We start from the raw sequence: 12,321 nt of genomic DNA on the forward strand, positions 1-12,321 counted from the left end.
ATCAATAAACAATAAATCCCAGAAATGATCAGCTACAGCAACATCTATCTGAAAATTGCACTTTTTGCTTCCGTTGCATTCCTCCTTGCTTCCTGCTCCAAAGAGTCATCGCGCACTACCGGATGGGAATACAACAATCCGAAAAACGGAGGATTCCAGGTAAACACCAAATACGCCGGACAGAACATCGGGCCGGGTCTCGTGATGATCGAGGGTGGTACCTTTACCATGGGACGTACTTCTGACAATCCGATGTATGACTGGGACAATATCCCCCGCAGGGTGACCGTGCCTTCATTCTACATCGACCAGACTGAAGTAGCCAACATCGACTATGTGGAGTATCTTTACTGGATTAGCCGCGTTTTTGGTACCGATTATCCTCAGGTGTACCGCAAAGCCCTGCCCGATACCCTCGTATGGCGTGAGAAACTGGCTTACAACGAGCCCCTCGTTGAAACCTATTTCAGGCATCCTGCTTACCGCAATTACCCTGTGGTAGGTGTGAGCTGGGTACAGGCCAATGAATACTGCCTGTGGCGTACCGACCGCGTGAACGAAATGATGTTAATCCGTGAAGGTATCCTCGATTTTGACCCTGACCAGAGAAACGAAAATAACTTCAACTCCGAAGCATATCTGGCCGGTCAGTACGAAGGTCTGGTTAATAAACCGCTGAAAGACCTTAACCCCAGTGGTACCGGCGAACGCCGTGCCCGCCTCGAAGATGGTATCCTCGTACCTAAGTACAGGCTCCCAACCGAAGCCGAATGGGAATTTGCTGCCCTCGGTCTTGTTGGAAATACCCTGTATGAACGCGTAGTTGAACGCCGCGTTTATCCATGGAACGGTACCATTGTTCGTTCTGATCAGAAAAAATATTATGGACAATTCCTTGCCAACTTCAAACGCGGACGCGGCGACTATATGGGCGTTGCCGGCAGCCTTAACGATGGCGCCGACCTGCCCGCCGAAGTGGCTTCATACTGGCCTAACGATTATGGCTTGTATAACATGGCCGGAAACGTGGCCGAATGGGTTCTCGACGTATATCGCCCCCTCTCTTTCGAAGATATGGCCGACTATTCGCCATACCGTGGCAATATCTTTACAACCAAAGTAACCGACGAAGAAGGATTCCTCGCTACCAAAGACAGCCTCGGCCGTATCCGTTACCGCGAAGTAACCCCCGAAGAAAGCAAAGACCGTTTCAATTACCGCAGTGCCAATCAGGTGAATTATGTGGACGGCGACTACCAGTCAACCATTAACCCCGACTGGACAACCGCTCCTGCTGATACCATCAATACCACCAATATGATGTATGAGTATGGTAAAACCTCACTTATCAGCGATAAATCAAGAGTTTACAAAGGTGGTTCGTGGAGAGACCCCTCATACTACCTGAGCCCTGCTGCCCGTCGTTATCTCGACGAAAACCAGGCAACCAACTTTATTGGTTTCCGCTGTGCCATGGGCAGAGTAGGTGGTGCCTATTCAGGCAAAAGAAAATAACAGTCAGTTTCTGTAGTGGCAAACCCCGTTTGAGTATTCAAACGGGGTTTGTTGTTTGATAGCGTAAATATTTTCAGGACAGTGACCGGTGGGCGCCCGCTGGCCCTGATTCTTCCATAAGCATGAAAGATTGTGTGCTATCTGGTATAAATTATGTAAATTCGGATTTCCTATTTTTAAACTTTATTTACCTCTTATTTCAGGTTTATTATGCAGAAAATCAGTCCGGAAGAGCTATACAGAAAATTCTGTCTGCATCCGTATATCAGCACCGATTCGCGCAAGGCACTGGCAGGTAGTCTGTTTTTTGCGCTTAAGGGCGAAAATTTTAATGCCAATATGTATGCTGCGCAGGCCCTGGAAAATGGGGCAGCTTATGCTGTGATTGACGATGAGGCTTTCTTTACAGGGGAGCAAACGCTGCTGGTTGATAATGTTTTACAGGCCTTGCAGCAACTGGCTTCCGATTATCGGGCACAAATCCGGATTCCTGTGATTGGCATTACAGGTACCAATGGAAAAACAACCACCAAAGAATTAATGGCTACTGCCTTGTCGGCGCGCTTTCACACCCATGCAACCGTTGGAAACCTGAATAACCATATTGGAGTGCCTATCACTATTCTCAATATCAAACCCGAAACTGAAATTGCCGTAATTGAAATGGGCGCCAATCATATCGGCGAAATTGCAGCACTTTGTCAGATTGCCAGACCAACACACGGTCTGATAACCAATATCGGCAAAGCGCACCTCGAAGGTTTCGGAAGTGCCGAAGGGGTGATAAAAGCCAAAAGCGAGCTGTATGATTATCTGCGCAATCATGGCGGACGGGTTTTTGTAAATGCGGATAATGCGCTGCTGATGTCGCTTACCGAAGGCATGGAACGTATTTTATACGGAAGTTCGTCTGAAGCGGATTTGCACGGATTTGTTTCAGGTAAAGGGCCAATGCTTGAAGTGGTGCTCGATACAGAAAATGATTTGCATGTGAAAACCCGTCTGGCCGGGAATTATAATTTTGAGAACCTGATGGCTGCGATGTGTATTGCCGGCCATTTCAGGGTTGATTTGGGCGAAGCTGTAAAAGCGGTTGAAAACTATGAGCCTCGCATGAATCGTTCACAGATAATTGAAAACGGACGGAACACCATTATTATGGATGCCTACAATGCCAATCCCTCCAGTATGCGGGTGGCACTGGCCAACTTTGCTACCGTGGAGAGTGCTCAAAAGGTACTGATACTGGGCGATATGTTTGAGCTGGGCAACGAAGCACCCGCCGAACATACAGCCGTGCTGCAGCAGGCAGTGGAGTTTGGTTTTGATGTCATACTTACTGCCGGTCCTTTGTTTGAAACAGCCGCAACAGAATTTGGCAGGGTGCGCGCTTTCAGCGATGTGCCTGAGCTGAAGGCTTATCTTGAACAAGCGGATATCACAGGGGCGCATATTCTGGTGAAAGGTTCAAGAGGAATGAAACTGGAAACTATCACCGACAGTATCTGATATATGAAAGCCGATTATGAAGCATTGGGTTTGATGTCGGGCACTTCGCTGGATGGTCTGGATGTGGCACTTTGCCGGTTTGAGGTTGAAAACGGCCAATGGGCCTACTCTATTGCCGCTGCCGAAACCATCAGCTATTCCGAATCATGGACGCAACTGCTTTCGTCACTGCCTCAGGCTGGTGCGCTTGAAATATCGCTGGCTCACCATGATTATGGTAAATGGATGGGTCAGGTGTGCAGGGACTTTATTGCCAGGCACAAAGCCCGGCCTTCGCTCATTGCCAGCCACGGTCATACCATTTTTCACCGGCCCGAAAAAGGGACAACCCTGCAGATAGGCAGTGGTGCGGCCATTGCAGCTGAAACCGGATTAACCACTGTGTGCGATTTCCGAAGCCTGGATGTGGCCTTGCACGGACAGGGAGCCCCGCTGGTGCCGGTGGGCGACCGCCTCTTGTTTGGCTCTTATAATGCCTGTGTGAATATTGGTGGGTTTGCCAATATCTCATTTGAATCGGATAACAGAAGACATGCTTTTGATATTGGCCCGGCCAATATTTTGCTCAACCGGCTGGCAGCCCTCCTGGGGAAGCCATACGACGAATCGGGCAGCTTTGCCGGTAGCGGAAAGGTAATTCCTTCGCTGCTGGCCCGACTCAATCATCTTGACTATTACAGCCAACCGGCTCCCAAATCGCTGGGGCGCGAATGGGTTGAAAAACAGGTGCTGCCCTTGATTCAAACTGAGTTATATGAAATTACCGATTTGCTGGCCACCATTACCGAGCATGTGGCTGTTCAGATTAGCCATGTTTTGCCGGCCGGTAAACAGGCCACTGCCCTGCTAACGGGTGGCGGCGCCCACAATCTTTATCTTACCGATAGAATAAAAGCACTGTCGTCATGTCAAATCGTTATTCCTGATAAACTTACCATCGATTTTAAAGAGGCACTGATTTTTGCTTTACTGGGGGTGCTGAGGATCAGAGGTGAAGTCAATTGCCTGGCCGAAGTAACAGGAGCTGTGAGAGATAACTGTGGCGGCGCTGTGTATCAGGGAGCTAAGCTTTAACACAAACACTGCAAAGCTGCCTTTTTAATGATGGGCTGTTTGCAAATGCTGATTTTATACCCGTGTTTTCTGCCAGCACAAATTACATTGAACAGATGGTTAAATAAGATTAAACCATTGGTTTTAATCCTGATAGCTGATAATAAACAAGGGGTAAAATGTAAGTAAGGCTGTTGTTTTTTGTAACTTTGTAAAAATGGCAGAGTTCAGGTCAGGTTGGCGATGAAGGGTAGATGCTGAAAAACAAAATTTATTTACTGATGGCCTTAAAACGCAGGATGCACCTTACTGTATAAACATACCACAAGCCTGATGCGCAATTCCTGACAATTGTTTAACGTTTAAAAATTGTTCATCATGAAAACAGCTATTCCGAGTAACGACGGCGAAAATATTTCTGTAAATTTTGAAAGAAGCAGGGGGTTTATTATTTTTGAAACACATGGAGGTGCTATTCTGAAGGAGGAGTTTCGCGACAATAACACACTGGGTATTACCATTGGCCATTTTAAACGCGTTGCGGGGAACGAAGATTGTAAGGAATATGCACGCCGGCCATTGCCTTCAGCCCTGAGCGATTGCGACGCAGTGGTTACAAGTGGTTTAGGGCAATGTGCTATTACCCATCTTCGTTCGGCTGGCAAAAAAGTGTTCTTTACCAGTGAACGGAATGCGCGGAAGGCATTGGAGCTCTTGACAAAAGGGCATCTGAATTGCAATGAAGATTTTAGAATGCGAAGCAAAAAACGGAAAAATACCGGTGAAAACATATAGTGCTATCGGCATCCTGGTTATATAGTGTTTACGGATAAATAAAATGTAATGATTGTCAGATTAAAAACAAATGTGCTGGCATTGCTGGCTGTAACTTTTTTATTAGCTTCTCCCAAAACCGGAAAATCGCAGAATCTTCACGATACCATCATCAGGCTTCCGGCAGTTGAAATCCGCGATAGCCTGCTTATGCGCATGACCCCGCGGAGTACCATCGAAACAGAAATGCTTGAGCGTTCATCTTCCGCAGATCTGGGCGAAATCCTCCGTACAGAACCCAACATCAGTGGAATCCGCAAAGGTGGATATGCTGTTGACCCGGTTGTGAGGGGCTTCAGGTATTCGCAGGTGAATATCCACCTGGACGAAGGTATCCATATTGAAGGAGGCTGCCCCAACCGCATGGATCCTGTTCTTTCTCATGTTGAACCTGAGGAAATTCAGCGGATTGAAATCATCAGGGGGCCTTATATGCTCCAATACGGGCCTTCGCCAGCGGCCAGCATCAGGGTAATTACCCGTCAGGATAACCCTTTTGGTGCAAAAAAACTGAGTGTCCTCTCGTTAACCGGCTACGATGCCAACCGCAATGGCATCCGACAGCATCTGGCAGTTTCAGGCTCCGGTAAAAATGTATATTACCGCCTGGCAGGCAGTTTGAAGGATTTTGGCAATTATACCGATGGCAACGGAAAGGAGTGGGCTTCTTCATATAAAAAACGGTCGGCATCGGCTGATGTGGGATATAAGTTAAGTGCAACGGAAACGCTTAACATTTCATACAAGGGCACTTTTGGCCGCGATGTTTTGTTTCCGGCCTTGCCAATGGATGAAGTGGCCGATAATACCCATATTTTTTCAGCTTTATATACACTCCTGAATCCTGAGAAGCCGGGTAGCCGGTTTGAGTTCTCGGCATTTCACTCCCGTGTATATCACGAAATGGATAACCATAACCGCCCGCAGTATTCGGCAGTGGTGGCACCATATACTGGTCTGATGCAGGCGGTGGCCAAAGTAAATACCCAAACCACCGGCACCAGGCTGCACTGGACACACCGGGCCGGAGAGCTTCGTTTAAATGCTGGTATCGATGGTGAATATGCCTGGAAGGATGGCACCAGGAGCACCCGTATGGTGATGCAGATGGACGGGCAGGAGTTCGTTTCTCAAAAGCAGTTCAATCTTTGGAAAGATGCTTTTGTGATGAATGGCGGCATGTATGCCGGACTGTCGTCGGAAAAAGGGAACTGGAATTATGCGGCCACCCTGCGCCTGGATGTAAATCACAGCGATTCGGGCGATACACTCAGCCTGGTAAAGGAAAATGTGGTTTGGTTTAAGGTGGAGCCTTCTACAAGGGCTCTCTGGAGTATGTCGGCCAGCACTTCGTACCGTATCAGCAACATGGCTTCGGTTACCCTGGGCCTGGCGCGCGGCTCCCGATCGCCCGACCTGCAGGAAAGGTACATTAAATTCCTGGCTACCGGCTACGATCGGTACGACTATCTGGGCAATCCTGAGTTGAAACCTGAAATTAACTACCAGGCAGATTTGATGCTCGACCTGCAGTTTAACAGCGTGAAAGCCTATGTAAACCTGTTTAGGTCTGATGTCAGAAACTTCATCACCGGCACGTTGGTGCCTCCGGTGGTAGCCCGTCCCGTGAGTATGGGTGCGCCGGGTGTTAAACAGTTTAACAACATCGATCAGGCCCTTCTTTATGGATTTGAAACAGGGTTCACTTCGCGGCTTACCAACCGGCTGGCCCTTGCCTTTTCAGCAGGCTATACGTATGCTTTTTTCCCCGAAATGGAGAAAATTGTGCTTGAAAATAACCAGGCAGTCAGCACCGTTTTGTTGAAAAACGACCCGATTGCCGAAATACCGGCGCTGGATGCCATGCTCAGGACGAGTTTCTCGTTTTTCAATAACCGCCTTGTGCCCTCTGTTGAAATCAGGGCAGTAGCAGATCAGAAACATGTTTCTGAGGCCTCTTATGAAGAATCTACACCGGGATATGTGCTGGCCAACGTTCTTGTTGATTATACCTTCTGTAAACATGCCGGTGTAACACTGGGCGTGAACAATATTTTTGACAAGGCTTATTACGACCATCTGAACCGGAAACTTTTAGGCTCTGCCGGTAAACTATATGAGCCCGGCCGATCGTTATACATCAACCTGAAGATTAAGATTTAGTCTGCAGTATACCTTTAATCCCTTGCTATCAGATGACAAAACCGCGAATTGCTTATTTATTGCTTGTTTTTACTTTTTCTTTTTTCTTTTCGGGTTGCAGCGACGAAAAGGAAAAACCTGCCGATGCCATGCTGGAGTTTGATTTTCAGCATCTGGTCAACAGCCTGCCTGTAGTAACCGACAGCCTGATGTATGTGAATGCAGCCGGTAATCCTTTTGAAGTTACGGAAGTGATGTATTTTATATCTGATGTGAAGCTTTACAGGTCTGATGGGGTAGTGGTTGATCCGGCTTCCTGGGACAATATTTTTTATATCGATTCCAATATTCCCTCGAGCCTGCATCAGGTTATTGGTCATGCTGTGCCACCGGGAAATTACGATAGCCTTACTTTTGTGCTGGGTATCTCAGAAGCACAAAACCAGTCATTTATGTATGTAAATCCTCCTGAGGTAAATATGGCCTGGCCCGAAATACTCGGTGGCGGCTATCATTATCTGATGCTGAATGGCTGGTGGAAAGACCTTTCGGGAGTGCGCCGGCCTTACAATTTTCACCTTGGCATCGGGCAGATTTATGCCAATAATTCAGGTCAGGTTGCTGATATCACCGGCTTTGTGCACAATGCATTCAAGGTAAACCCCGGTGGAGGGCCTTTTTCCATAGTAAGCGGAAAAACTACAGCAGCTGTTCTTTCAATGCATATCGAAAGCTGGTTTGATTCACCTGAAGTGTTTGATTTTAACTATTTCGGTGGTGCCATCATGCAAAATCAGGAAGCCATGCATATGGGTTGTTTAAATGGTGCCGATGCCTTTCGTCTGAGCTGGCACGACCCGCAATGAAAATATAAAGTAGCCTGAATGCTTTAAAGGTATGTTTTTGCTGCTGTCAGGTGAAATGATTGACATGATGGACGGGAGAACCGGCAGAGTTTATTCACAGCAAATAATATTGAGTTGAAAATCTGAGCCATTTCGCTCAGAATAACTATATTTGCCTGATTTATCAGTATAAAGGTTTTTATACATCACCAAGCTCTAATCCTATGGTCAGAAATCTGGGTGCCCAGTCTTCAATTTTCAATCAGTTTATATCCGAAATCAGAGATGCTGTAATTCAGCAGGATAGCTTACGCTTTCGTAACAATATGGAGCGGATGGGCGCTATTTTTGCCTATGAAATCAGTAAGCAGCTTCAGTATGAAACCCGCGAAGTGGTTACGCCTCTCGGTAGTGCCGAAGTGCCGGTGTTAAAGGAGTATCCTGTACTGGCCACCATTCTCAGGGCAGGGCTGCCTGTTCATCAGGGATTGCTCAGTGTTTTTGATAAGTCTGAAAACGCTTTTGTTTCTGCCTATCGCAAGCACAGTAAAGATGGTCGCTTTGATATTCAGGTAGAATATGTGTCGAGTCCTGACCTTACCGGCAAAGTACTGATTCTTGCCGATCCGATGCTTGCTACAGGAGCATCATTGCTGCTGACCTACAAGGCATTACTTGCCAAAGGAAAACCCATGCACACCCATCTGGTTACGCTTATTTCAAGTACACAAGGGGTTGAATATATCAAACGAAACCTGTCGGCCGGTGAGGTTACATTGTGGGTAGGTGCTATTGATGATGAGCTTACAGCTCAGGCTTACATTGTACCCGGCCTGGGCGATGCCGGCGATTTGGCTTTCGGTACTAAAATTTAGCAGCTGTTCCCTTTTCTTTCTTTTACTCAAAACACGCGGTTTACTCAGGTGTTATAAGGGGTGTTATCATGCATGGCGCATGGTATGCATAATCGGATTCATATACTGAGCTTGTTTGTTGCGCCCCTGCCGCCAGGATTCAGCTGGCGGTAGTTTGAAACCAACTTTCAATTTATCCGAAAATAATGTAAGTTTGTAAAAAAAAACCTATGACCGGACTGGTAAAGGAGAATATCAGGATATCACTCGATTCAATACGCAGCCATCTTCTCCGAAGTATACTTACTGTGATGATCATCGCCTTCGGTATTATGGCCCTGGTGGGGATTCTTACTTCCATCGATTCCATTAAGTATTACCTTAATGAGAACTTTACCATGATGGGCGCCAATACGTTTACCATCCGAAACCGCAGTATGCGGGTGACCATGGGCAATAAGACTTCACTGCCGCGCAACTACAGAGCCATAACCTGGGATGAAGCCATGGATTTTAAGGCTGCTTACGAGTTTCCGGCCTTTACTTCTGTTTTTACGTTTGCCACCCATACGGCCACGGTCAAGTATGGCTCTGAAAAAACCAACCCCAATGTGCCGGTGGTGGGCTCTGATGAGAATTATGTGATTACTTCAGGTAATGAAATTGAAAAAGGACGAAATATCTCTCCCGGTGAAGTTTTTACAGGTGCCCATGTAGCCGTGCTGGGCGCTGATATTGTCAATAAGATTTTTGGAGCAGGTGTCGATCCTGTCGACAGGGTTGTCAGTATCGGTTCGGGCAAATACAGGGTAATTGGTGTATTGAAAGCAAAAGGTTCAAGCATGGGCTTCAATCCCGATAACATATGCATTCTGCCCATTACCAATGTAAAACAGGCCTTTTCGCGCCCCAATATGTCATTTTCTGTCAATGTAATGGCTACCGATGCCATGCGTCTTGATGCGGCCATTGGTGAAGCTACCGGGCTTTTCAGGGTCATCAGAAAGGTAAGGGTTGAGGATGAGGATAATTTTGACCTGGCTAAAAGTGATAATCTCTCCGAAATGTTGTTTGATAATCTGAAGTATTTGCGACTAGCAGCTACCATTATCGGAGCAATTACCCTGATGGGGGCCGCTATTGGCCTGATGAACATCATGCTGGTGTCGGTAACTGAACGTACCCGCGAAATTGGTGTAAGAATGGCACTGGGGGCAACCCGCAAAACCATCCGCAATCAGTTTCTGACCGAAGCTATTGTTATTGGTCAGATTGGCGGGGCTGTCGGAATTGTTTTAGGTATTTCTATCGGAAATATACTTTCGCTGATCATCGGCTCTAGTTTTATTGTACCATGGGCATGGATAATTTTGGGCGTAGTACTCTGCTTTCTGGTAGCTGTACTTTCAGGCTATATTCCTGCCACCAAAGCTGCCAGGCTTGACCCTGTGGAGTCTTTACGTTATGAATAGGACCCGTATTTTCTGAAACTTATGCAACCCGAACTGCTTGTTTACGCTCCGAATCTGTCAACACGATTTCAGTATATCTGCAGTCTCGTATTTGGCAAGCTGCTGGGCCTGAATTTTAATACAACCGACGACATTTCTCAGTACACCTTGCATTCAGGGGCCAGGCTTTGTTACAACACCCAGTCAGTTTGCCCGGGCGAAGAGGTGCTGATTGTTCCGTGTGGTTTGTTGTCGGAGAAAGGTATCAATAGTCATCAGTTGAGTTTTATTGATTTTGAGGGGAGCAAGGCGTTTTTTCCGGTATACAGCAGGCAGGCTTCCATGCCTTTTGATGTGCTTGCGGCTTCTTTTTATATGGTAAGCCGTTACGAAGAATATCTGCCATATATGCGCGACGAACATGGCCGCTTTTCGGCTAAATCAGCGGTAGCGGTTCAACAGGATTTTGCACATATTCCTGTGGTCAATAAGTGGGCCTTGTTCCTGGGCAAATTGCTGGTAAAGTCATTTCCTGATCTGATACTGAAGCCTGAGAAATATCAGTTTATCCCAACCATTGATGTGGATGCAGCCTGGGCATACCGCAATAAAGGATTGATCAGAACCTTAGGAGGTTACATGAAGGATATTTCCCGGTTTGATGTCAATGAGTTTAAAGTCAGAACCCGGGTGATGCTGAAAATGCAGAAAGACCCGTTTGATACATTTGATCTGCTGCTTTCGCTGCATCAGCAGTATAACCTCAAGCCCTGGTATTTTATACTTTTTGCCGGTTATGGCCCGTTCGACAAAAATATACCGGTGAGCAACAGCAGTTTTCAAACCCTTGTCAAATCATTGGCCGATTATGCCAAAGTGGGCATTCATCCTTCATATGCCTCGCATACCAATCCTTCGCTTTTATCAGTTGAAATAGACAGGTTGTCAAAAGTATTGCGCGCTGAAATTACCGGAAGCCGTCAGCATTTTCTTAAACTCAGTCTTCCTGATACTTACCGGAATCTGATTCAACTTGATATAACGGATGATTTTACGATGGGTTTTGCCTCTCATCCCGGTTTCAGAGCCGGCATTTGTTCTTCCTTTAAATGGTATGATCTTGAAGCCGAAACGGCAACAGATTTGACGATTCATCCTTTTGCCCTGATGGATGGTACCCTGCGCGACTATATGAAAACTGATATCGCTACTTCTCTGGAAATTATCAGAATGCTGGTTGATCAGGTAAAGGCGGTTAACGGCACTTTTATCAGTTTATGGCACAATGAATCGCTTTCAGGCGAAAAACGTTGGAAAGGCTGGATTGAGGTTTATAAAGAGATGCTGGCCTGTGCGGCTGTTTAGCGCTGGTTTTGTAATGTGCTGTATATGATTGCAATATATTGATATTTAAAGCTACTTTCTCCTGGTTTTCCTCGTTTTTTTGGGTTTGATATCTATGCAGGTATATATATATGGAATATCTGCATAAGGAAGGTTCATTTTACTACGTTTGATAAATATTTCCCTACGCTGGATAAAAAAGTCCTGACACTTATACCCAAAACGTCACAAAACCCGATCCGGCGTTTTTATCTGCCTTGTGTTTGATGTAAATTTGTCACCGATAAAAGATTGTTCTATGTCTGTTTAAAAATTGATTTTCAAAGGCATTATAATATGATAACAAAGAGATATCAGATTTTAATAAAAGGAAATGTACAGAGAGTCGGATTCAGACATATGGCGCTGGAGCTGGCAAAAATGTTATACCTGACAGGAAAAGCTTTGTACATTGATGATGCTATTCTGATTGAAGTAGAAGGCTCGGTTGAGGCAATTGCCGATTTTATTGGCTGGTGCCATACAGGGCCAAAAGGTTGTATTATTGAGTCGTTTAAGATAAAGGAGATAGATCCTGTATTTAACAACAAATTTGAAATTGTTCATGGCGTACTTTCTTCAAAATCATTTGCAGAATCTATGCTGAATTAGAGTAAACTAGCAGTATAAACTTAGGGTTTTATAAGATTAGAGTGCAGAAACCGGCATTGAATGATGCCGGTTTTTTTTACCTGATGATAAAATAATGTGCTGTATCTGCTTTTAAACCTTGCG

10 protein-coding genes are annotated in these 12,321 nt (G+C 45.9%); all 10 read left to right on the forward strand.

Translation table 11 applies throughout. The annotated features are described in order from the left end of the window. The first annotated feature begins 24 nt into the window (after nucleotides 1-24). The 10 genes from gldJ (at nucleotide 25) to H6541_12025 (ending at nucleotide 12,198) form a co-directional block, all read left to right on the forward strand. Complete coding sequence (gene gldJ, locus H6541_11980) at nucleotides 25-1,515, forward strand: gliding motility lipoprotein GldJ (GenBank protein MCB9016509.1); 1,491 nt, start codon at nucleotides 25-27, stop codon at nucleotides 1,513-1,515. A gap of 210 nt (nucleotides 1,516-1,725) precedes the next feature. Beyond that, complete coding sequence (locus H6541_11985) at nucleotides 1,726-3,024, forward strand: UDP-N-acetylmuramoyl-tripeptide--D-alanyl-D-alanine ligase (protein ID MCB9016510.1); 1,299 nt, start codon at nucleotides 1,726-1,728, stop codon at nucleotides 3,022-3,024. A 3-nt stretch (nucleotides 3,025-3,027) separates the two neighbouring features. Then, nucleotides 3,028-4,098, forward strand: coding sequence for an anhydro-N-acetylmuramic acid kinase (locus H6541_11990; GenBank protein MCB9016511.1), 1,071 nt, complete (start codon nucleotides 3,028-3,030; stop codon nucleotides 4,096-4,098). Nucleotides 4,099-4,455: 357 nt separating this feature from the next. Further along, entirely contained in the window at nucleotides 4,456-4,872 is a 417-nt protein-coding gene (locus tag H6541_11995; GenBank protein MCB9016512.1) for a hypothetical protein, read from the forward strand. Nucleotides 4,873-4,920: 48 nt separating this feature from the next. After that, nucleotides 4,921-7,074 carry a TonB-dependent receptor gene (locus H6541_12000; protein MCB9016513.1) on the forward strand — a complete coding sequence of 718 codons (2,154 nt, stop codon included), beginning with the start codon at nucleotides 4,921-4,923 and terminating at the stop codon, nucleotides 7,072-7,074. A 32-nt stretch (nucleotides 7,075-7,106) separates the two neighbouring features. Then, complete coding sequence (locus tag H6541_12005; protein ID MCB9016514.1) at nucleotides 7,107-7,919, forward strand: hypothetical protein; 813 nt, start codon at nucleotides 7,107-7,109, stop codon at nucleotides 7,917-7,919. Nucleotides 7,920-8,122: 203 nt separating this feature from the next. Then, the gene (upp, locus tag H6541_12010; GenBank protein MCB9016515.1) at nucleotides 8,123-8,773 is read left to right on the forward strand and encodes a uracil phosphoribosyltransferase; all 651 of its coding nucleotides are present in this window, start codon (nucleotides 8,123-8,125) and stop codon (nucleotides 8,771-8,773) included. 209 nt (nucleotides 8,774-8,982) lie between these two features. Next, nucleotides 8,983-10,224: an ABC transporter permease gene (locus tag H6541_12015; GenBank protein ID MCB9016516.1), complete on the forward strand. Its 1,242-nt coding sequence runs from the start codon at nucleotides 8,983-8,985 to the stop codon at nucleotides 10,222-10,224. Between the two features lie 21 nt (nucleotides 10,225-10,245). Further along, complete coding sequence (locus H6541_12020) at nucleotides 10,246-11,568, forward strand: polysaccharide deacetylase family protein (protein MCB9016517.1); 1,323 nt, start codon at nucleotides 10,246-10,248, stop codon at nucleotides 11,566-11,568. A 315-nt stretch (nucleotides 11,569-11,883) separates the two neighbouring features. Then, nucleotides 11,884-12,198, forward strand: a complete 315-nt coding sequence (locus tag H6541_12025) for an acylphosphatase (GenBank protein MCB9016518.1) — start codon at nucleotides 11,884-11,886, stop codon at nucleotides 12,196-12,198. Nucleotides 12,199-12,321: the final 123 nt, after the last annotated feature.

Source organism: Lentimicrobiaceae bacterium (assembly GCA_020636745.1).
Lineage (GTDB): Bacteria > Bacteroidota > Bacteroidia > Bacteroidales > Lentimicrobiaceae > Lentimicrobium.